Origin of the sequence: Maribacter algicola (assembly GCF_003933245.1) — a bacterium.
Classification (GTDB): Bacteria; Bacteroidota; Bacteroidia; order Flavobacteriales; family Flavobacteriaceae; genus Maribacter; species Maribacter algicola.
Genome location: NZ_QUSX01000001.1, coordinates 1,123,928 through 1,146,055, shown reverse-complemented (window position 1 = coordinate 1,146,055; position 22,128 = coordinate 1,123,928). Strand labels below are relative to the sequence as shown.

Sequence of the window (22,128 nt, the reverse complement as noted above, 5' to 3'; positions counted from 1 at the left end):
TTGTTTGCGGTTTGCTGTTGCTGATTTCTTGCAATATGGATAGCACAGAGAACCCAACTATTGATGAGGCCATAAACCTGACGTTGATCGGGGAGGATTTGGACAAGGTATACCAGTACGATTATAATAGTGAAACCGATGAAGGCCTTCAAACGGACTTGTCTAGCGAATTGGGCATTTCAAACGATTATTTGACCTTGCGACAGCTCAATGACAAGCTTTCTTTTTTTTCATTATCCAACGGCGCCATTTCCTTGTACCAAAAGGATTTGGTTTCTTCTGGAATTACCACCTATCCCGAATTTTATACCATTACCTCGGAGCGGTCCTTGGTTTGGGGACTTAGCAGTGAAAATTCGGTTTATTTTGGTTTGTACAAACCATTTGGGTCCACCAATTTGGCCCTCCGCATTGTCGATTTGCAAACTTTAGAAGGATTTGACATTGCTATCGAATTTGGAATAGACCAATTGTTTCAACCTTTATATCATGATGGCAAACTGGTGATTACCTATAGAAAAGGGAATGAGGACTACAAAATCATACTTTTTGATACCCAAACGGATGACATCGTCAAAACCTTCGAATTAGGGGGCAGTAAGCCTAGTGTTTTGATTACCGAAGAAGGGGAATTGGGCATCTTTACCAAAGAGAATAACGAAAATACCTTTTTGGAGTTATTTGACATGGAAAACCTTCTAAATATTTCGGTTAGGGAGCTACAATTTGATCAGTCCTTTCCAACGGGTCCCATAAATGGAAAACTAATGGGGGATAAATTGTATTACGATTACGTCTATCAACAGCCATTTAGCCTATCAAAGGGGCCTGCTATTTTTGATATTTCCACTGGGACCAACACAGTTTTGGATTTATCGGGGACCATTGAAAAATTGAATAGTGAAAAGAGCTTGGATATTCAACCTATTTTAGGTCAATACCTTCCTGATAAAAATGTGTTCGCCATTTCATATATATTACCTAATGGTGAAATTGATGAACCTGGGGGTTTTCTTTTGCTTTCAACCGAGGGAAAGCTAAGGGCACAGAAAAATTTGAATTTTGTACCTACATATTTTGTGGATTAGGGTTTACAGACCAAGTGGTCTGTCACATAGTTTGACAGGGTTAAACATTAGGAAGGGTTCTTGGACAAAAGTGATTTTGACTAAGTTTAAAAGCAACAAACTCGGTTTTTTATTGGATTCAATCTAAGGGAACCGACTATTCGGTCGGTTAGGAAGAAGGTAAGCACCACACTAAATAAGGAGAATATTAGAACAAGGATTGCTGTTTTACGGGATTCTCATGCTCCAAAAGCCATTTTTTTCGGTGCAGGCCACCGGCATAACCTGTAAGCGAACCATCGCTACCTATAACCCGATGGCACGGAACCACGATCCAAAGCGGATTTTTACCGTTGGCCGAGGCTACTGCCCTTATCGCTTTTACATCGCCCAAGGTTTTACTTAAATCCAAATAGGAAACTGTTTTGCCATGGGGAATTTTCTGAAGGGCCTTCCAAACGGATTTTTGAAAATCGGTGCCGGATGGGTTGAGTACTAGGTCGAATTGTGTTCTCGAGCCCTCAAAATATTCTTTTAATTGATAGGCGGCATCCTCTAATTCCATGGGAATAATATCCGTGGGTTCTTCATGGGTATCCAAAACGGTTATAGCAGAAAGACCGTTTTCGTCGCCTTCCAACTTTGTGGTACCTAAGGGCGTGTGGATAAATGCAGTTTCCATTTGCCGCTATTCTTGTTCTTTTTCCTCTGTTGGTACTTGTTCTACGGGATTTTTTTCGATGACCCCGCTCTGTTTGGCCCTATTTTCCCAATTTCTACGGGCCAGAAGTTGTAGGTCGGCTACATTATCGCTTTCATCCATGATTTCGAGTCCTAGGAGGGTCTCAATAACGTCTTCCATTGTTACAAGGCCGCTAACGGAACCATATTCGTCCATGACCAAGGCAATATGCTCCCTTTTGTTTACGAAGGTGTCGAACAACTTGGGAATGGGGGTGTCACGCTTGGTCAGTAAGATGTCACGTTTGATTTCCTGCAAGGGCAAATCACCGTTTTTATGGATGATTTCCTCATAGACGTTGTCTTTCAAAACAAAACCGGTGATATTATCCACTTTATCCTCAAAAATCGGAATCCGGGAAAAGCGCAATTTTGGGTTATCTTCAAAAAAGGACTGGATGGTTTTCTTTGAGGAAGCAATCTTCATCACCGCCCGGGGAGTCATAATATCCTTCACCTGAACTTCTTCAAAACGTAATAAGTTTTTAATGATGGTCGATTCCGACTTTTGAAATACCCCTTCCTCATGGGCCATGTCCGTCATCGCCGTAAAGTCTTCCCGGCTCAAGACGCTACCGTGATGACCTTTGCCACCTACCAATTTGGTGAATAGTTGTAATAACCACAACAATCCGGTATATTTTAGAGCTAAGACCATCGCCTTAAGTGCTTTGGAGGTAAAATTGGCCAACTGTCTCCAATAGGTAGCGCCAATAGTCTTTGGAATGATTTCGGAAGCCACCAGTATCAAAATGGTCATGAGGGTTGAAACAACACCTACCATGAGGTCTTCCGTAAATTCAATGCCCCATATGGAACGGGTAGTAGTCCCGTACATTTCGGTATAAGCTACTTTTGCCTGTACTCCTACCAATATGGCACCTACGGTATGGGCAACGGTATTGAGCGTAAGAATGGCTATAAGAGGTTTGTCCACGTCCTGTTTCAACTCCTCTAGAGTTAGAGCGTATGTCTTGCCTTCCCTTTTTTTTACGTTCACAAAAGTTGGGGTAATACTCAATAATACAGCCTCCAAAATGGAGCACAGAAAAGAGAAAAAAATGGAAATGAGGGCGTAAAAAATGAGTAGTCCCATAAGTCTGTTTAATGAGTGTCTAAGATACCAATTAAATCCGTCTACACCATAAACACATATCTTTTAGGGTATGTATTTTTGGATGAGGTCAAAAAAGAAATTGGAAATAATAATTAAAAGGATTATAATTTTAATTGGTTCGCCAATCCCTTGTAAAAAACTTGCTGCACAGCCGATCTTATGTTCAATTCGTAAAGTGCCCTATGTTCCCTAGTGGGATAGACCCTGTTGGAAAGAAAAATATATACCAATTGGTTTTTAGGATCTGCCCAAACGAAAGTTCCCGTGAAACCACTGTGGCCAAAGCTATCTGGGCTCACCTGCGGAGCTGGATAAGCCTCTTCCAAGGGGAGTTCCTTGTTGTTCAATAAAGGTTTGTCAAACCCGAGTCCTCTTCGGTTATCATTTTCGGGATATTGAACCCTGATAAATTCCTGGACGACATCTTTGGGTAAAATCTGTTTCCCTTCAAAGGCACCGTAGTTTAAATACAACTGCATGATTTTAGCCAAATCCTTCGCTGTGCCGAACAAACCGGCGTTGCCAGAGATACCCCCAAGCAGCGAAGCATTCTCGTCATGTACCCAACCTTGGGTAAGGGTATTTCTATAAAGCGTATCCATTTCGGTGGGGACAATGTGATTTCGATAGTTTTTGGTCGACGGGAGAAAACCCAAGGTCTTGGCACCAATAGGTTCGTAAAAGTTTTCTTGGACATATTCCTCATAGGGAACCCCTGTCAAATCCGTTATTATTTTTGGAAAAACAAGAAACGTCAACCCAGAATACCGATAGGTCTTATCTTCTGATACCTTGGAACGGTTTATCATCCGATACATTTTCCGGTTGAACCTACTTTTTACATAAATATTCTCAAAGGCATGTTTGTCAAATCTTTTACTTTTTAATTTCCGTAAAAACCTATTTTTAAACCGACCGTTCTTTTTTAAGGTTTTGTTTAAAAAGACGATATACGGTTCCAGTCCCGCCTGATGTGCCAATATCTCTCTGAGGGTGATATCCTTCTTATCTTTTCGTCGCTTCCAAGGTTTCCAATAGGTACTAAAAGGAACATCCAAATCCAATTTGCCTTCATCAACCAATTTCATAATGGCAGGCAATGGTCCCGTAATTTTTGTTACCGAAGCAAGGTCGTACAAATCATCCAAGGCCACGGGCTGAATACTGTCATACGTGTGATATCCAAAAACCTCGTGAAAAATGATGGAATCGTTTTTGGCAACCAATACCTGGGCTCCTGGGAAAGCTTCATTTTTTATACCATTTGTTATGATGGAATCTAATTGATTATAAACCAGCTGATAATCAAATTGGTTCAAATCCCCCACAACCTGTTCAACGTTGTATTTTTGTCCTAAAAGTACATTTGAACATATTCCAATAAATAGATAAAGGATAATTTTTGGCATGACGGTTTTGTTAGTCTTTCAAATATAATCCTTGAAGTTCATTGGTGGGCTGCCAACATTCATTTTATTTAAGACCTTCCTGTGTTTGTAAAAGAATCTCCACTACTCTTTTTTTCAAGGATTCCGGTTCCAAAATTTGTGCATAATCTCCAAAGGAAATGTACCATCGAGAAAAATAATTTTGGACATCATCGACCATAAAGGTCATTTCTACTTGATTTCCTTTGATTTTTTCAGAAATAAAACCTTGGTGGTATTTACTTGCCCCTAAGTATTTGCTTACTTTTTTGTCCACACGAATTCGAACTTTTGTTTTGTCCTTGACTTCGTAACGTTTTCGCAAGTCGTCCAGTGTTTTGTGTTCCAAAAGGAAGGGCTTGGAAGTATCTATAATTTTTAAAATCCTATCGGTCCTAAATTGTCTATAGTCGTTACGCAGGTGGCAATACCCCATAACATACCAATAGTTATTTTCATTAAAAACACCTATGGGTTCAATATATCTTTCCGATGGTACATCGGCCTCTACGGCTGTGTATCGTAGAAAAACTTGTTTCTTTTCGGCAATACTTTCAAAAAGAATTTCAAGGGCATTCGGTATATTTTCATTGAACAATTGCTGGTTCGGAAAAATCCTCACCTGTGATTCCAGAGCTTCCACCCACTTTTTTTCCCTTACCCTGAGTACCGACTTCACCTTGTACATGGCCGCTTCGAAGTAAGATCCCAGGGACTTATCGGTAAATTGTTGCATTAATTTTTCCGCAGCAACAAAACTGCCGGCCTCCTCACGGGTAAACATGACCGGGGGAAGGCTATAGCCCTCCATGATAGAATATCCAACACCTGCTTCACTGGCAATGGGCACTCCTGAAGCCTCAAGGGTTCGAATATCCCTATAGATGGTTCGTTGACTCACCTGGAATCGATCTGCAAGTTCCTGGGCCTTTACAATATGTTTGGACTGCAACTGTATAAATATCGCTACAATCCTATCAAAACGTTTTACGGTATCCATTCCCATAATAGAGCGGCCTTTCTTCCAAAGATAGGACAAGATTTTAAGGTCAAATGTCCATTTGGTATCCATTTTAGTATTCCTTTTGATCAAAAATAGGTCTGAGGTGTGACAGCTGTATGTCAAGAGCAAAATTATTTTTGAATTCCAAAAGACTACTGACAAAGGGTTGTCACACCGCCTCCATACCTTTGATTTCGAAATAATAAATCATTAAATATCAAGAGTTATGGAAAACATCAAGGAAAAAACATCCCAAGTAATCACGCCAGATCAATTGTTGGAACATTGGCAAGGACACAGAAGACTTACCCGCAGGGTTATCGAAACATTCCCAGAGAATGAATTCTTTACGTATAGTATTGGAGGGATGCGTCCCTTTGCTGATATGGTTTTGGAACTTCTGGGCATTGCTGAACCGGGATTACGTGAAATTGTTACTGGGCAAACCACTCAATTAAACGAATATTTTGACCACGGCAACAGCAAGGCGAAATTATTGGAGGCTTGGGACAGTGCCACGGAGCAACTAAACATGTTATGGGCGCAAATGGAAGAAATGGACTTTCAGAAACAAATAGTTTCTTTTGGACAATTCCCGGGAACGGTGCAATCCGCACTTTTTTATTTTATGGATAATGAAATCCATCATCGCGGTCAAGCTTATGTATATCTGCGATCTTTGGGGATTGAACCACCCATGTTTTATGATAGAAGCTACATATGAAAACAGTATTGGTTTTTAAAACTTCCGTAAGAAAAAGGGGAAAGGTGAACTATCTTGCCCCTTATTTAAACGAATTGATAAATGACCATGGGCGATGGAACTTTGATCTGGAGGATTGCGATAATATTCTCCGCATAGAGACTCAAAAGCCCAATCCCTCAGCTGTTTCAACACTCTTGACTCAACGGGGTTTTTTCTGTGAGGAATTGCATTGAGGAGTATAAATAGACCTGTTGGGTATTTGAACCGGACAGGTCTTTTACCATTACCTTGGCCATCAGGGGCGATGATATTATTCTGAAGTGACTGGGTTAACTCAGAAAAAGTCAGGGATTAATTCTCATTTCCAATTGTTGGATTTTCGGGTCAATTTCAGGGTTTAAGGTAAAGAAAACGGAGATGGCGCCATGTTTACCGTAAATTTCAAAATCTCCACGTAATTGGTTTCTGGGGCGTATTTCCCCAATGGAATCGATTTCCCCTATAGTTTGTTTCAAATCGGAAATGTGTTGGGTTCGTTTTTCCAGGGAACGGTCCAAAAAGAAATTATCCGCAAATAAGGTGGTATCCATCCCGGTTTCCCATGTTTTCAAAGCGGATACCAATTGGTCTTTCTTTTTTTTAAGCATTTGGGAAGCTACCTTTTTTCTAGGCTGCAATTCCAGTTCCTCAAACAGTACCTTAGAGATTTCGTCCAAGGGCAAAGGTCCGGTATAGGTTAAATTGCCAAAGGCCATAATTCCTATACCATATTCCGGAAAAAAGGAGTAGTTACTACCATAACCGGGCAGTGCCCCACCATGGGAAACCTTTATGATTCCTTTACAATCTTCCGAAATTCCCAGCCCATATCCATAGCCGGAGACCCTTGCACAGGGCTCGTTATTCCAATCGGTTGCCCAAGTGGATAGGTACGGATATTGTGGCGTATGCATTTCCCGTAGGGTACTCCGTTTTACGGGCCCATTGTCTTTTTCGCTTCTGGGTGGCCATGCGGAGAGGTGAAAGCTCACATATTTTGAAAAATCGGCAATCGTGGTAATCAGCCCGCCCATGGAACCGAAGACACCATCATGCAAAATGGGTTCGGGCTTCCAAGTGTCGTCCTCATATCGGTATCCATGTACCAGCATGTCCTTGGGTACTTTTTCATATTCCCAGTAGGTATGCTCCATAGCCAATGGTCTTAGGATATTTTGGGTAATGTACTCCTGATAGGTGATTCCGGACACTTTTGCCACAATCTGGCCCAACATGCCATATCCTGTATTGCTATATTCGAATTGAAAAGATGGAACTTTGGAGAGGGAAAGTCCCTCGGCCAACATATTTTCCAACATTTCCGTAGCATCGTTCAAATGGCGATCACCCCAAGGGTTGTCCTCGGGAAAGCCTGCGGTCATCGTTAGAAGGTTCTTTATGGTAATTGCCGGGGAATCTTGGGTAAGGTATACTAAGGTGTCCAACTGCGGAAAGTAATTTGATACAGGGTCGTCCAAGTCCAGCTTGCCTTCGTCCCGCAATTTTAAAATGGCCATGGCCGTAAAACTCTTTGTCATGCTCGCAATCCGGAAGGCTTTTGTTGTGTTGGCTTCGATTTGTGTTTCAAGGTCAATAACACCATAACTTCCGGTAAGTACCAGTGAATCGTCCACTACAATGCCGTAGCTGATGCCCGGAATATGTCTTGCTTTTGCATTGGCTTCAAAAATCCTCTGGATTTTATCCTGTGCCCCAGTAATTTTGCTGGTCCGCTGATCGTTTTCAAATTTTGGAGGGATATAATTGTTGGAGAACCGCTGAGCTTTTTCCGTAGGGCTGGGAGTAACTTGCTCATGGGTCTGATGTTTACAGCCACCCAGGATCATAAAGCAGGACAGGGAAGCGTAGAAAAGGACATTTTTCATAAAAGGGAGGTTTGGTTCCCTCTAAAGATAATGCCTTTGGTGGAATGTTACATTGTATGCTGATGTTGAGGGCGGAGTAATTTTAGGTATTAAGCAGTTTGACAACATCTTTAGCGAAATAGGACGCTATGATATTGGCCCCGGCACGTTTGATTGCGGTCAGTTGTTCCATCATCACGGCATCATGGTCTAGCCAGCCTTTTTCGGCAGCAGCTTTTACCATGGCGTATTCGCCAGAGACCTGGTACACCGCCACAGGCACGTCCACTTCGTTCCTAATTTCACGGACAATATCCAAATAGCAAAGTCCGGGTTTTACCATGACGATATCGGCACCTTCGTCAATGTCCATTTGGGTTTCCCTGATAGCTTCGTACCGATTGGCATAATCCATCTGGTAGGTCTTTTTGTCCTTGGGAACGTTTTTAATATCTACGGGCGCAGAATCTAGGGCATCCCTGAACGGCCCATAAAAGGCACTGGCGTATTTGGCACTATAGCTCATAATACCGGTGTTGCTATATCCTTCATCTTCCAAAGCTTCGCGAATGCTGAGTATTCTACCGTCCATCATATCGCTGGGCGCCACAAAATCAGCTCCGGCCTTGGCATGCGAAACGCTCATTTCAGAAAGAATTTCTACGGTTTCGTCATTTAGGATTTGTCCGTCGGCCACAATCCCATCATGCCCGTATGACGAATAGGGGTCAAGGGCGACATCGGTCATGACCAACATCTGCGGACAGGCATTTTTGACCGTTTTAATGGCCAATTGCATGAGCCCGTTGTCATTTACAGCTTCCGCCCCTGCATTGTCTTTTAGATTGTCAGGGACTTTCACGAACAACAGTACGGAGGAAAGTCCCAGACTCCAGAGTTCCTTGACCTCTTTTTCCAAATTGTCCAAACTCAACCGAAAGTAATTGGGCATGGAGGCAATCTCTTCCTTTATTCCTTTACCTTCTACGACGAAAAGGGGTACTAAAAAATCATCCGGACTTATGATGGTTTCCCTAACCAATCTTCTAATGGATTCGGATGCGCGTAATCTTCTGTTTCTTATGAGTGGGTACATATTACTTGTTTTAGGAACTTATAATTTATACTTTTTAATTTATATAGTGATTTCACCTTCAAGATAACAAACTGCCTGTCCTGAAATTTTCACCCTGGTTCCCGAATATTCACAAGTCAAGCTTCCTCCACGTTGCGATAATTGTTGGGCACTCATAACAGTTTTGTTCAATTTTTTCGACCAATACGGCGTAAGGGTCGTGTGTGCCGAACCTGTTACTGGATCTTCCGGAATACCACATTGTGGAGCAAAGAAACGGGACACAAAATCGACAGCATCTCCTTTAGCCGAAACGATGACTCCCCTGCAATCCAACTGGTCCACTAAGTGAAAATTCGGCCTAATGTTTTCAATATCTTGCTGGTCTTCGTAAATCAACAAGTAATCTGTTTTCCCTTTAAATGTTTCTAAGGGCTCCTTTCCAATGGCTTCGTTAATTTCCTTCACACTGTCAATGGGAACCAGGTCGTCCGTAGGAAAATCCATGGTCATTTGTCCGGTTTCATCCCTTTTTACCAGAAGTTCACCGCTTCTAGGCGAAATAAACCTAATGGTATGATCTTTGTAATCGTAATAATTAAAGATAACGTAGGCCGTGGCCAAGGTAGCATGTCCACATAGGTCGACCTCTACCTCTGGTGTAAACCAGCGTAGTTCATAATCATTGCCATGAGGAACGGAAAAAGCGGTTTCTGCCAAATTATTTTCCGCGGCTATTTTTTGCATGGTATCATCGGACAACCATTTTTCCAGAATACAAACCGCTGCCGGGTTACCACCAAAGAGCTTGTTCGTAAAAGCATCGATTTGATATATTTTTTGTTTCATAGTCTAAACCCAGGCTTTTGGTTCTTGCAGAACATGGATCAGTTTTTCTTCCGCACTACCTGCTACAGGATGATGGTCATATCGCCATTGCACATGCGGCGGTAGGCTCATCAAGATACTTTCAATACGACCGTTGGTTTTTAAACCGAAAAGTGTGCCCTTATCATGAACCAGATTGAATTCAACATACCTGCCCCTTCTGATTTCTTGCCAGTCCCTTTGTTCTTGGGTGTAGGCGAGGTCCTTACGTTTTGTAACAATCGGTATATAACAATCCAAGAAACTGTTTCCTATCTCGGTAACGAAGTTGTACCAGTCTTCCATGGACATTTTCTCCGTTGCCTTGCAATAATCGAAAAATAGACCGCCAACGCCTCTAGCCTCGTTCCGGTGCGTATTCCAAAAATACTCATCACAGCGTTTTTTATAGGTGGGATAAAAACTGGGGTCGTGTTTGTCACATGCTGCTTTGCAAATTTCATGAAAGTGCTTGGCATCTTCCTCGAATAAATAATACGGAGTCAAATCCTGCCCACCACCAAACCACTGATCCACCACGTTTCCATCGTTATTATACATTTCAAAATAGCGCCAATTAGCATGTACGGTGGGCACCATAGGGTTTTTTGGGTGTAGGACTAAACTTAGTCCGCACGCAAAAAAATCGGCATCTTTCACCCCAAAATAGGCCTGCATACTTTCGGGCAAAGCTCCGTGAACCCCCGAAATATTTACGCCACCTTTTTCGAAGACATCCCCATTTTCAATGACCCGCGTACGTCCGCCTCCTCCTTCGGGCCGTTCCCAAAAATCTTCTTGAAATTTTGCCTTGCCATCAATGGATTCAAGTTTTTTAGTGATGGTATCCTGTAGCTGGTGTATGTACTCGAAAAATTTATCCTTCATAAGCTTTCACATATAATTCCATATCCATAGGTTGCATTGCTGGTGGCTGATGTTCTTTGGGCAAGGTTTCCTTCCACGTATACCCACACTTTTCTGCGATACGTATACTTGCGGGATTCGACTTATGTACAATGATTCGCAATGTTCTTAGGTCTTGTTCCTTGAATGCCCAAGCCGTTATCTCTTTGACCGCCATGGTCGTTATCCCAATGCCTTCGTGCTGGTACCCAATACAATAGGCGATTTCGGCCTCCTTTTTATCAAAATCCAGATTTTTTACAAAGAGCAAACCCGCTACGCTTCTATCGATGGTATTTTTTATCACGAACACAAATTCGGTCTTGCTATTAAAATCCTTAATTTTTTGGTCGACGAATAATTTGGAAAGCTCCGGGGTCAAATTTTCGGTCAGGGTTTGAGGGAAATAGGTTTTAAGCCTTGAGGTGTTGACCGTAACAAAATCACAGATTCGCCATGCGTATTTTTCATGGATGGGCGTTATTTCAAAAGTACCGTTCGCGATGGGAATCATTCCTTAAAAGTACGAAGTCTTTGGCCCTTTGAAAAGGTAAAACGCAAGGTTTGGAAAAATTAATTAGTTCAGTGCGTTTCTTTATATTCCTTAACGGCATCTATGAAAGCCTTCGCATTTTCCACCGGAACATTGGGCAGGATTCCGTGTCCTAAATTCACAACATATCTGTCCTTACCAAATTCATGGATCATTTGCGTGACCATTTTTTTGATTTCCGATGGAGGTGACAATAACCTGGCCGGATCAAAATTACCCTGTAGCGTAATATTGCCACCGGTGAGATAGCGTGCATTTTGGGCGGAACAGGTCCAATCCACACCAAGGGCCGAGGCCCCTGATTGGGACATTTCCTTGAGCGCAAACCAGCATCCTTTACCAAAGACGATTACTGGGGTATCTTCCTTAAGGGCGTCTACTATTTGTTGTATGTATTGCCATGAAAACTCTTGATAATCCATAGGTGACAACATCCCTCCCCAAGAATCGAAAACCTGTACGGCGTTGACGCCCGCCTTTACCTTAGCTTTCAAATAGGCAATGGTGGTCTCCGTGATTTTTTGCAACAATTCATGGGCTGCCACTGGTTGTGTAAAACAGAATTCCTTGGCCTTGTCAAAAGTCTTACTGCCTTGTCCTTGTACACAATAGCAAAGAATGGTCCATGGAGATCCCGCAAAACCTATCAGCGGCACTTCGTTATTTAATTTCTCTTTGGTAGCGGTAATGGCCTGCATCACATAATCCAATGCCTCTTCTACATCAGGAACGATAACTTCATCAACGCCCTTTTGGCTTCTTATGGGGTTTGGTAGATAGGGACCAAAATTAGGTTTCATTTGAACCTCAATGTTCATTGCCTGCGGAATCACCAAGATATCGCTGAAGAGAATGGCGGCATCCATACCAAACCTTCGGATGGGCTGTACCGTTATTTCCGAAGCCAGTTCTGGGGTTTGACATCGAGTAAAAAAGTCGTATTTCTCCTTGATTTCCATGAATTCCGGAAGGTATCTGCCTGCTTGGCGCATCATCCAAACCGGAGGTCTCTCTACTGTTTCACCTTTTAGGGCCCTAAGGAATAAATCGTTCTTTATCATATTATTGCTATTGGCTGTTTGCTATTAGCTATTGGCTGTTGGATTTCTTGGTTGTTTGTTGTTGGTTTTTGGTTGTTCGTTATTGCTAAGCAATTTTTTATTTGAGCTTGAATCTTGCTCTTGAACTTGTATTTTCTAACTACTATAATCCTCATTTACCAAATCAATGACACTTTCTGTATCGGGTATTTTTGCAACTTTCACTTCCTTGAAATGTTTCCGGGCTTCGGTTGCTGTGGTTTCCCCAATGCAATAAGCAATTGAATGTGGCTTGTTTTTTAATAAATAACTTTCTACGGTAGAAGGGCTATAAAACAAAATACCCTCAACCGACTCCGATATGGATTTGCTGGAAAGTTTGGTCCTGTAGGCCTCAATTTTGTTTACGGTAATCTGGTTTTCCTCCAAAATGCTGGGCAGATGATCCAAACTAAGGTTTCCATGAAAATAGGTGACTTCTGTACCCTCTATATATTCCACCAGATAATTCGCCAAATCCGTAGCACTGTTTTCAAAATGGGTCACTTTACCAATTTTTTTCCGAATAAGTCTCCTTGTTTTCCTGCCTACGCAGTAAATATTCTCAAATTGAAGTTCTTCGGGACTTATGTTCGTCAAAAGACTTTCTACGGCATTCTTACTGGTAAAAACTACATTTTTATGCTCCTTTTTTAACACTATTGGAGAAATCCTGTTAGGGCTAATCTTTATAAAATCATCGGAATCAACTTTAATGGAGCCCTTGAATCTTTGTAATTGGGCCTCGGTCAGTTTTTTTGTGGAAAATATATTGGTCTTGAGGTCCGCACCTTGTAATTCGTTCATAAGGCGTCTTCCCCCGCGGCTTAAAATACTTCGTGCGGCATCAATCCCTAGGTTTTTATGTTTGCCCAGGGGTGCCGTTAAGGAGGCTTCAAGCTTTTTTGATCCGTCAACGGTCAGAAGGACCCCTTTGAGGTTAACGACGTTCTCTTTATCAATATAGGCTAAGGCGCCGATTGGGGCCGAACACCCACCTTCCAATTCCCTTAGGAATTCACGTTCCACTTTTGTGCAGATTTCGGTTTCCTCATGGTTGAGTTCGGCACATATTTTACGAATTTCCTGATTATTTTCCATGGCTACCACCATAATAGCGCCTTGTGCAGGTGCGGGTACCATCCATGTGAGTCCGATTGTATTCTCAGGTTCCAAGCCAATCCGTTCCAACCCCGCGGCTGCAAATATGGCCCCGTTCCAATCGTTATCCTTCAACTTTTGTAAGCGGCTGTTCACGTTCCCCCTAAGGTCTACTACGGTATGGGAAGGATATCGGTTTAGCCATTGTGCCTTTCTTCGCAAACTTCCGGTAGCGATAATGCCATCAGGAGAACCCAAGAACTCCTCATTGTTCTTAAAGGCCAGAATATCCATATAGTTGGCCCTTTTGAGGACCGCAGCTTGAACAATGCCTTTTGGGAGTTGAGTAGGTACATCCTTCATGGAGTGTACCGCTATATCGATATCACCATTGAGCATGGCCACGTCCAAGGTTTTGGTGAAAATCCCTGTTATACCAAGTTCATACAGTGGTTTGTCCAAAACTAGGTCGCCGGTTGATTTGACAGGAACCAATGTTACGGAATGGCCTAATGCCTCAAGCTGCTCTTTAACGGTATTGGCCTGCCATAGTGCCAATTCACTATCGCGCGTGCCTATGCGAATACTTTTACTCATTTAGTCTCTAGCTCTAATTGAAACACTTTTTGGATAAGCTCTAGGCTAGAATCTGAATCAATAGTGTCGTCCTTAAGATGGTTGGCAAATTGCTTGGTGATTTTCTGGATGATTCTGTTGGATATGATTTCGGCCTGTTCGGCATCAAAATTTGAGGTTTTTTTGGATTGATAGTCCAACTCTTCATCCTTCATGGTCTTTAGCTTCATTTTAAGTGCCTTGATAACGGGAGCAAATTTACGCGTCTCCAGCCATTGTATGAAATCTTCCTTGACTTCTTCAATGATAGCTTCCGCTCTTGGGATGAAAAGCTTCCGTTTCTCCAGGGTTTCGTCCGTCATTTGGGATAAATGGTCCAAATGTAGGAGGGATACGTTATCCAGTTCCAAAACGTTGTCGTCCACATTTTTAGGAATTGAAAGATCTAAAATTAATAAAGGGTTCTTTGTGTAAATGAGTTCTTTGCAAACGGTGGGCTTTTGTGCACCTGTGGCAACGACCAGAACATCTGTTTTGCGTATTTCCGCTTGCAGGTCACCATAATCCTTAACGGTAAGGTTAAACTTACCACCCACCTTATCCGCTTTCTCCTTAGTTCGGTTAATTAGTGTAATATGTGGGTTTTTGGTATGCTTGATAAGATTTTCACAGGTGTTTCGTCCAATTTTACCCGTACCAAAGAGAAGAATGTTCTTTTCGGAAATATTCTCAACGTTGTTTAAAATATATTGAACCGATGCAAATGCCACCGAAGTTGCACCCGAAGATATCTCGGTTTCATTTTTTATGCGTTTGCTGGCCTGAATGACCGCATTGACCAAACGCTCTATGAACGGATTGGCGATATCCTGTTTTTTAGAACGGAAAAAACTCTGCTTTAATTGACTGATGATTTCAAAATCACCTAAAATCTGACTATCCAATCCCGTTCCAACCCGAAATAAGTGCGAAATAGCTTCCTTGTTTTTATACACATAGGCCACTTCTTGAAACTCCTCCACACTGCCAAGGGAAAAGTCGCACAATAATTTGATCAATTGAAAGGGATGCTGGGCAAAACCATGAAGTTCAGTTCTATTACAGGTGGAGGTGGCCAATAACCCATCGATACCCTGTTCCTTCGCTTTTGCCAGGAGTGCCGTCATGGATGCCTCGTCCAAACTGAATTTCCCTCTTACCTCGGCATCAGCCTTTTTATAATTAAGGCCGATCGTATAAAAGGAGTTATGTTTAGAAATGTGATAGTCCTTCATAGTTGCGGCGACAAAAATAAACGCATCGATTAAATAAAAATAACGCTTGAGGAACTATAAGCGTCGGTAGAAGTGATTTTAGACAAAATACAATATAAATCGGCTCAAAACCCCTATTTTTACAACGTCTAACGGAAATCTTCCATCGTTGTTGTTTAGATAGATTCTAAATAATAGCTTTTAAGTTGCGAAAGTATGGAAAGCAAAAACATCGCCCAAGGTTCCTTTGAGGAACTACTGATAGAAAATGGATTTTATGTACTTAAAATTCAGAACAATACTTCAGAAACAAAGAACGTCACACGCGAGATCAACCGCAGTTATATCCAATTCCACTTCTGTTTAAAAGGAGGGGGGAAGTTTGTTTTTAACCAAGGAACCTATGCCTTGGAGGTATCCGAGGAGAATTCGCTGTTGCTTTATAATACGCAATTGGATTTGCCCTTGAACCTTATGTTGGCCCCAAATTCATGGATGGTTTCCGTGGTAATGAGTATACGTAAATTTCATTCCTTGTTTTCAGACGAGGCCGGTTATATTCCTTTTCTTAGTGAAGAGAACCAGGAAAAGAAGTATTATGCACAGGAACCGGTATCGCCCCCAATCGCTGTGGTTTTGAGTCAGATCATCAACTACAATCTACATCCAACGATAAAAGGACTTTATTTAAAAGGCAAGATATATGAATTGATCGCTCTTTATTTTAATAAAAATACGGATGCCGATGTAGAACAGTGTCCGTTTCTGGTAGACGAGGATAACGTGAAACGGATCCGAAAGGCCAAGGAAATCATTATTTCCAATATGGCGGAACCACCTACCTTGACCCAGCTTTCCAAAGAAATAGGCCTGAGTTTAAAGCGTTTAAAAGAGGGTTTTAAGCAAATCTATGGCGATTCCGTGTACAGCTTTCTATTCGATTATAAAATGGAACATGCCAGGAAGTTACTAGAATCCGGTCAATATAATGTTACTGAGATCGGCTTAAAGATTGGCTATAGTACATCCAGCCATTTTATAGCTGCTTTTAAGAAAAAGTATGGGACAACGCCCAAGAAATATGTGATGGCGTTGGCTAGTACTACTTGAATTTAACAAACTAAGTAGTTTGTATTCGAAATAAGTACAACGAGTTTTAAAGATATTTTTGCTGTTCATCGATAAAACCTAGATAGTTTTCGATAGATTTAAAAAGACTTCTGCCTTTTCTAATTGGGGGAACAAACCCAGTGGTTGGTTTTTATTTTTTAGCCTTATAGTGGCCTTGCCACCATAATACCAGTATTACCTTTTATTTTTTTCAAATATTCCGCTAGCGGTTTTTCCGAAACTTCCACTTCCATAGAACCTGTTGAGGCATGTAGAAGATGAATTCTCCCGTCAGCCTCACGAGTGGCTATTCCGGTATGGGTAACATCCAGTCCGTTGATGGAGGTTGCCAAGGCAATGATATCACCGGATTGTATCAAATGTTCGTTGTTGGCAATTTCATCCTGAGCCAAAACACAAATAGGCTGACTGTTCAGGAAATTCTCGGATGTCTTTATTTTTTCGAAATTGGTATCGTCAGCAAGAAAGGGATAGAGGTCACGATGCTCGCTCATAAAGTTGATGTCCTTGGTAATTTGGTTGCCGCCAATCTCTCCTGTAATATCCTCTATTAACCCCTTTTCTGTATTATTGGCGATCCATTCTGAAAAGTAATGAAGTCTAGACGCATAACCGTCAAGGTCTCCATCTTTATACCGAATGGTTTCTAATGTCCGAGTAAAGTCATCGAATGTGGTTTTATCCTCCTTAAGCATCAATGAAAATGTAAGAACATTTTCTACGAACGTCGTACAATCCAGCCCCTGTAGGTTAATTACCAAAGTTTCCGTGTTCCCAATTTCCAGTGTTTTGGCCACGTATGGCGTCTTTAGAAAAGTTTTGCCTACCGCGACTAAGGTTTGTCCAAAATCAGGTTGTTCCAAACCTTGGGTCTCATCAATTTTAGTCTGTACAGCCTGCCTGTCCAATGGAGAGCAGGTGATAGTCTGGGCCTTTGTCCTACTCAATGGAAGGAACAAAAGGAAAAATAGTAAGGTATATTTCATACGTTTAAAATTAGGTCAATGGCTTGATTATTAATCATTTACTTTTGTAGAGGTATTTAACTTATCCTAACAAATCCCGCGATGAGGGTTTCATTAGTTTGTGTTAATCCGTCTTGGAAGGAGCAAGATCTTTGTCGTTGATCAACAACCTATTATGAACAATACTTTCCGGATAATTTTCCTGAAGGAAAGATATCAATTTTTCTCGTACATGCACCCTCAAATCCCATGCCGTAGAAGAATCCTTGGCACTCATGAGGGCTCTTATCTCTACAAAATTGGCCTTGCTATCGGTTACCTGCAATACATTAACTTCTTTGTCCCATAAATCGGTATTTTCCAAAATCTGGGTCAATTTCTCCCGTAAAGCATCAAAAGGAACCTTGTAATCGGTATATAAAAAAACGGTGCCCAAAATGTCTGAGGAAGTTTTGGTCCAGTTTTGAAAAGGTTTTTCAATAAAATAAGGCGTAGGTACAATGAGACGGCGTTTATCCCAAATTTTTACGACCACATAGGTTAACGTGATTTCCTCGATACGGCCCCATTCCCCTTCTACGATAACTACATCATCCAACTTTATGGGCTGGGCAATGGCAATCTGTATGCCCGCCAATACGGTTCCGATAAGTTTTTGAGCCGAAAAACCAATGATGATACCTGCCACCCCGGCCGATGCAAAAATACTTACCCCTACCTCCCTGATTTCTTGAAAACTCATAAGGACTGCTCCAATGGCCAGAATTACAACTATGAATATGACGATTCGTTCCAGAATATTGAATTGCGTATAGATTTTTCGGGCCTTAAGATTGTCCTCCGTGTTTACATCATAATTGTGGATGATGAGTTGTTTGACCACTTTTAGGATTCCAATGATAAGCCAAGTCATAGCGAATATAAAAAGAAGGGTACTGGCCTTTTTGAACCAGTATTCCTCGTTTTCCATACCCAATAATTGTCTAAAGGAAGTCATACGGACCACAATGGAAACAAATAGGAGAAAAATGGGAAAGGCAACCTTTTTCATGACCCCCTCGGGCACCAAATACCGGGGGTCTTTACCAAATTTTCGCAATACAAATAGCGTAACCCAATAGATTATGAGGAAAACCGTGAACGAAATACCTAAATAAATCAACGATTCCCTGGGAATATCTTCGAAAACTGTATCCATATCTCCAAGTTTGGGTACAACATACTAAAATTTGGTAGCCCACAAAACAATAGTGAAATAAATCGACGGACTTTATGGTAGTATAGAAAACTAATGCCCTAAATTAAAATATCATCGCATATCAAGTGTTATTTTTGCAGTTCATAAATCAATTTTAGGTAATGAAAGGAGTTTTACTGGTTAATTTGGGATCCCCTGATAGTCCCACGGCAAAGGACGTAAAACCGTATTTGGACGAGTTTCTTATGGACGAACGCGTAATCGACGTTCCAAAGTTATTGCGTAACATCCTTGTTAGGGGAATCATCTTGCAAACCCGACCTAAAAAATCGGCAGAGGCCTATTCCAAGATTTGGTGGGAAGAAGGTTCGCCTTTGATCGTGCTCTCGGAACGGTTTACGGATAAGCTCCGCGAACAAACTAAACTTCCTGTGGCACTGGGCATGCGATATGGAAGCATGACCATTAAAAATGCGCTTCAAGAGCTTAAGAACAAGGGTGTGGTCGAGGTTTTGTTGGTGCCCTTATACCCACATTATGCCATGTCTTCCTATGAAACCGTGGTAGTAAAGGCGTTGGAAGTAAAGGATGCCTTTTTTCCTGAACTAAAAATTACCACCTTACCGGCATTTTATAAAAATACCGACTATATCCGAGTCCTTTCGGATTCCATAAAGGAGGGTTTGAAGGATTTTGAATATGACCACATTCTTTTTTCCTATCACGGAATTCCGGAACGGCATATCCGAAAATCGGACCCAACAAAGTTCCATTGTAAAATCGATGGCTCCTGTTGCCATACAAATTCTGTAGCCCACCATACCTGTTATCGCCACCAATGCTATAAAATGACCGAGCTGGTCCGCACCCAGATGAACCTACCGGAAGATAAAGTAAGCGTGTCCTTCCAATCCCGTTTGCCCAATGACCCATGGCTGAAACCCTATACGGATTTTGAGTTTGAACGATTTCCGAAGGAGGGCAAGAAGAAGTTGGCGGTGGTTACCCCTGCCTTTGTAGCGGATTGTTTGGAAACTTTGGAGGAAATCGCCATGGAAGGGAAACACCAGTTTATGGAAGCTGGGGGGGAAGCCTACAAACACATACCTTGTTTGAATGACAACGATGCCTGGGTCTCCTTGATGGCGCAATGGATAGACTCGTGGGAAAAGGATGGGGTATTGCCTCATTATTAAATAATAAAGATATGCTCGAAAAGAATATTAGACATATTGAGGAGGCCTTAGACCCGTTGAGGTCGGCCTTAAAAAATCATCAGCTTTATAGCGAGCTCTCCACTATTGAGGATGTTAGGCTTTTTATGGAAGGACATATATATGCGGTATGGGACTTTATGTCCTTGCTAAAAGCATTACAGATAAACCTAACCTGTGTTACAACACCTTGGATACCTTGCAGTAATACAAATACGGCCCGGTTTATCAATGAGATTGTGTTGGAAGAGGAGACAGATAGGGACGAGGCCGGAAACTTTAGGAGCCATTTTGAGATGTATCTAGAAGCCATGAAGGAAGTGGATGCCAAGACGTACCCTATTGAAGCGTTTATTGATACGGTTAAAAAATCGGGTGATATCCAGACAAGTATCTTACAATCAGGATTGCCCGATGCCGTCAAGGAATTTATGCAATTTACTTTTGATGTAATAGCGGATGGCAAACCTCATGAAATAGCAGCGGCCTTCACCTTTGGAAGGGAGGAACTTATTCCAGATATGTTCCTAAAGATTATCGAGAGCAATGGAAAGGCATCTCTATATCCCAAGTTGGAATACTATCTGAGAAGACATATAGAACTGGATGGCGATGATCATGGTCCGCTTTCCCTGAAAATGATGATGGAACTATGTGGGGATGAAAAATCAAAATGGGAGGCTGTACTAGATATTTCCAAAAAAGCACTTCAGCGAAGAATTGAGTTATGGGATTACATAAGCGAAGCCATTCAAAACCAAAAGAAAAATGCCTCTTCTTTGGTCTAGGGCATTTTTAAGAAAACAGATTGAGGCCTATGGCCAAATTCACATCGGAAGATTTAGGTAAACAACCCATTGGAAAGCTATTGGTAGGCCAGGCAGTTCCTGCCAGTATAGGAATCCTTGTGATGTCCTTGAATGTATTGGTCGATTCCATTTTTGTTGGAAACTGGATAGGTTCCATAGCCATAGCGGCCATCAATGTTGTGCTTCCCGTTTCTTTTTTTATAGGGGCTTTGGGCATGGCCATTGGTGTAGGCGGATCTAGTATCATCTCTAGGGCCCTTGGTGCCGAAAACAAGGAAAAAGCCTTCACGACTTTCGGAAATCAAATCACCCTTACCCTGATTATAACCATTTCCATGGTCATTGTCGGCCTCACTTTTGTTGAGTCCATCATTCCCGCTTTTGGAGGAAAAGGGGCCATTTACGATCCAGCAAAAATTTATTACACCATAGTCCTGTACGGAGTTCCTTTTTTGGCGCTTTGTATGATGGGTAATACGGTAATTAGGGCCGAAGGGAAGCCAAAGTTTGCCATGATTGCCATGATCATTCCATCCATAGGCAACCTACTGATGGACTATGTTTTTATCTATGTTTTTGATTGGGGTATGACAGGAGCAGCCTGGGCAACAACGATTGGCTATATATTATGTTTCCTTTATGTTGGTTACTTTTTCTTTTCCAGGCATTCCGAAATGAAGATCCAATGGAAACATTTGGGATTGGACATGCCGGTTGTACAGGAAATGGGGTCCTTAGGTTTTGTCACTTTAGCCAGACAGGCAGTGGTAAGTGTCATTTACTTGATTATGAACAATATCCTATTTTCTTTGGGCGGTGAGGCAATGGTGGCGGTGTATGCCATCATTGGCAGAATGTTGATGTTTGCCTTATTCCCCGTGTTTGGGGTTACCCAAGCATTTTTGCCCATTGCCGGATTTAATTATGGGGCCCGAAAATACGATAGGGTACGAAAGACCATCAACACGGCAATTACCTACGCCTCTCTTTTAGCGACCATTGTTTTCATAGGGCTCATGATTTTTCCCGAAGCAATTACGGCACTTTTCCTGAGCGATAAGCCTGGAATGTCACCAGAGGATGTAAATACGAACGCTTTTGTTTTGGAAAATGCCCCTAATGCGATGCGTTGGGTTTTTGCGGCAACTCCAATCATAGCACTACAGTTAATAGGGGCGGCCTATTTTCAGGCTATAGGCAAGGCCATTCCTGCGCTATTATTGACACTTTCCAGACAGGGCTTTTTCTTCATTCCCTTGATTCTGGTTCTTCCAAAATTGTTTGGCGAATTGGGTGTTTGGCTCTCTTTCCCCATCGCCGATGTCCTGGCAACCATCGTTACCGGTTATTTTTTGAGAAGGGAAATCAAGAGGACCTTTGTGTAGGTGATGTCTTTACACCAGTATACTAAAGAATTATACTACAAACGCGTTCAA

21 protein-coding genes are annotated in these 22,128 nt (G+C 41.9%); 7 read left to right on the top strand and 14 right to left on the bottom strand.

The features are described from left to right. The first annotated feature begins 35 nt into the window (after positions 1 to 35). Positions 36 to 1,088 (top strand): hypothetical protein, encoded by a 1,053-nt coding sequence (locus tag DZC72_RS04835; RefSeq protein ID WP_125221738.1) that lies wholly within the window; start codon positions 36 to 38, stop codon positions 1,086 to 1,088. A 187-nt stretch (positions 1,089 to 1,275) separates the two neighbouring features. On the opposite strand, the gene DZC72_RS04830 is transcribed toward DZC72_RS04835, so the two are convergent. The 4 genes from DZC72_RS04830 to DZC72_RS04815 all read right to left on the bottom strand — a co-directional run bounded on the left by DZC72_RS04830 (position 1,276) and on the right by DZC72_RS04815 (position 5,358). Further along, positions 1,276 to 1,749 (bottom strand): methylated-DNA--[protein]-cysteine S-methyltransferase, encoded by a 474-nt coding sequence (locus DZC72_RS04830; protein WP_125221737.1) that lies wholly within the window; start codon positions 1,747 to 1,749, stop codon positions 1,276 to 1,278. 6 nt (positions 1,750 to 1,755) lie between these two features. Further along, positions 1,756 to 2,904, bottom strand: a complete 1,149-nt coding sequence (locus tag DZC72_RS04825; protein ID WP_125221736.1) for a CNNM domain-containing protein — start codon at positions 2,902 to 2,904, stop codon at positions 1,756 to 1,758. Between the two features lie 122 nt (positions 2,905 to 3,026). Further along, positions 3,027 to 4,334 carry a serine hydrolase domain-containing protein gene (locus DZC72_RS04820; RefSeq protein ID WP_125221735.1) on the bottom strand — a complete coding sequence of 436 codons (1,308 nt, stop codon included), beginning with the start codon at positions 4,332 to 4,334 and terminating at the stop codon, positions 3,027 to 3,029. A 64-nt stretch (positions 4,335 to 4,398) separates the two neighbouring features. Beyond that, positions 4,399 to 5,358, bottom strand: a complete 960-nt coding sequence (locus tag DZC72_RS04815; protein WP_125222605.1) for a helix-turn-helix transcriptional regulator — start codon at positions 5,356 to 5,358, stop codon at positions 4,399 to 4,401. Positions 5,359 to 5,581: 223 nt separating this feature from the next. On the opposite strand from DZC72_RS04815, the gene DZC72_RS04810 reads away from it, so the two are divergent. Together DZC72_RS04810 and DZC72_RS04805 are read left to right on the top strand one after the other, a co-directional pair. Then, positions 5,582 to 6,079, top strand: a complete 498-nt coding sequence (locus tag DZC72_RS04810) for a DinB family protein (RefSeq protein WP_207891711.1) — start codon at positions 5,582 to 5,584, stop codon at positions 6,077 to 6,079. Further along, complete coding sequence (locus DZC72_RS04805) at positions 6,076 to 6,294, top strand: hypothetical protein (protein WP_125221734.1); 219 nt, start codon at positions 6,076 to 6,078, stop codon at positions 6,292 to 6,294. The genes DZC72_RS04810 and DZC72_RS04805 overlap by 4 nt, the downstream gene beginning before the upstream one ends. Before the next feature lie 111 nt (positions 6,295 to 6,405). On the opposite strand, the gene DZC72_RS04800 is transcribed toward DZC72_RS04805, so the two are convergent. The 8 genes from DZC72_RS04800 to hemA all read right to left on the bottom strand — a co-directional run bounded on the left by DZC72_RS04800 (position 6,406) and on the right by hemA (position 15,396). After that, positions 6,406 to 7,986 (bottom strand): serine hydrolase domain-containing protein, encoded by a 1,581-nt coding sequence (locus DZC72_RS04800; RefSeq protein WP_125221733.1) that lies wholly within the window; start codon positions 7,984 to 7,986, stop codon positions 6,406 to 6,408. A gap of 82 nt (positions 7,987 to 8,068) precedes the next feature. After that, positions 8,069 to 9,061 (bottom strand): porphobilinogen synthase, encoded by a 993-nt coding sequence (hemB, locus tag DZC72_RS04795; protein WP_125221732.1) that lies wholly within the window; start codon positions 9,059 to 9,061, stop codon positions 8,069 to 8,071. A gap of 39 nt (positions 9,062 to 9,100) precedes the next feature. Next, positions 9,101 to 9,889 carry a PhzF family phenazine biosynthesis protein gene (locus DZC72_RS04790; RefSeq protein ID WP_125221731.1) on the bottom strand — a complete coding sequence of 263 codons (789 nt, stop codon included), beginning with the start codon at positions 9,887 to 9,889 and terminating at the stop codon, positions 9,101 to 9,103. Between the two features lie 3 nt (positions 9,890 to 9,892). Beyond that, positions 9,893 to 10,795 carry an oxygen-dependent coproporphyrinogen oxidase gene (gene hemF / locus DZC72_RS04785; protein ID WP_125221730.1) on the bottom strand — a complete coding sequence of 301 codons (903 nt, stop codon included), beginning with the start codon at positions 10,793 to 10,795 and terminating at the stop codon, positions 9,893 to 9,895. Then, positions 10,785 to 11,327: a GNAT family N-acetyltransferase gene (locus DZC72_RS04780; RefSeq protein WP_125221729.1), complete on the bottom strand. Its 543-nt coding sequence runs from the start codon at positions 11,325 to 11,327 to the stop codon at positions 10,785 to 10,787. The genes hemF and DZC72_RS04780 overlap by 11 nt, the downstream gene beginning before the upstream one ends. 68 nt (positions 11,328 to 11,395) lie before the next feature. Then, on the bottom strand, positions 11,396 to 12,427 hold the full coding sequence (gene hemE, locus DZC72_RS04775) for a uroporphyrinogen decarboxylase (protein WP_125221728.1): 1,032 nt from the start codon (positions 12,425 to 12,427) through the stop codon (positions 11,396 to 11,398). A 135-nt stretch (positions 12,428 to 12,562) separates the two neighbouring features. After that, positions 12,563 to 14,143, bottom strand: coding sequence for a hydroxymethylbilane synthase (hemC, locus tag DZC72_RS04770; RefSeq protein ID WP_125221727.1), 1,581 nt, complete (start codon positions 14,141 to 14,143; stop codon positions 12,563 to 12,565). Further along, entirely contained in the window at positions 14,140 to 15,396 is a 1,257-nt protein-coding gene (hemA, locus tag DZC72_RS04765; RefSeq protein WP_125221726.1) for a glutamyl-tRNA reductase, read from the bottom strand. The genes hemC and hemA overlap by 4 nt, the downstream gene beginning before the upstream one ends. A 195-nt stretch (positions 15,397 to 15,591) precedes the next feature. Here hemA and DZC72_RS04760 point away from each other — a divergent pair, with 195 nt between their 5' ends. Then, the gene (locus DZC72_RS04760; RefSeq protein ID WP_125221725.1) at positions 15,592 to 16,485 is read left to right on the top strand and encodes a helix-turn-helix transcriptional regulator; all 894 of its coding nucleotides are present in this window, start codon (positions 15,592 to 15,594) and stop codon (positions 16,483 to 16,485) included. Between the two features lie 164 nt (positions 16,486 to 16,649). Here the strand turns inward: DZC72_RS04760 and DZC72_RS04755 are convergent, their stop codons facing one another. After that, positions 16,650 to 17,492 carry an N-acetylmuramoyl-L-alanine amidase-like domain-containing protein gene (locus DZC72_RS04755; protein ID WP_125221724.1) on the bottom strand — a complete coding sequence of 281 codons (843 nt, stop codon included), beginning with the start codon at positions 17,490 to 17,492 and terminating at the stop codon, positions 16,650 to 16,652. A 103-nt stretch (positions 17,493 to 17,595) separates the two neighbouring features. Further along, positions 17,596 to 18,669 (bottom strand): mechanosensitive ion channel family protein, encoded by a 1,074-nt coding sequence (locus DZC72_RS04750; RefSeq protein WP_125221723.1) that lies wholly within the window; start codon positions 18,667 to 18,669, stop codon positions 17,596 to 17,598. Between the two features lie 161 nt (positions 18,670 to 18,830). Here DZC72_RS04750 and hemH point away from each other — a divergent pair, with 161 nt between their 5' ends. The 3 genes from hemH to DZC72_RS04735 are packed head-to-tail and all read left to right on the top strand — an operon-like array spanning position 18,831 to position 22,077. After that, positions 18,831 to 19,865 carry a ferrochelatase gene (gene hemH / locus DZC72_RS04745; protein WP_125221722.1) on the top strand — a complete coding sequence of 345 codons (1,035 nt, stop codon included), beginning with the start codon at positions 18,831 to 18,833 and terminating at the stop codon, positions 19,863 to 19,865. An 11-nt stretch (positions 19,866 to 19,876) separates the two neighbouring features. Then, on the top strand, positions 19,877 to 20,671 hold the full coding sequence (locus DZC72_RS04740) for a DUF3050 domain-containing protein (RefSeq protein WP_125221721.1): 795 nt from the start codon (positions 19,877 to 19,879) through the stop codon (positions 20,669 to 20,671). 29 nt (positions 20,672 to 20,700) lie between these two features. Continuing rightward, positions 20,701 to 22,077 (top strand): MATE family efflux transporter, encoded by a 1,377-nt coding sequence (locus DZC72_RS04735; RefSeq protein ID WP_125221720.1) that lies wholly within the window; start codon positions 20,701 to 20,703, stop codon positions 22,075 to 22,077. Positions 22,078 to 22,128: the final 51 nt, after the last annotated feature.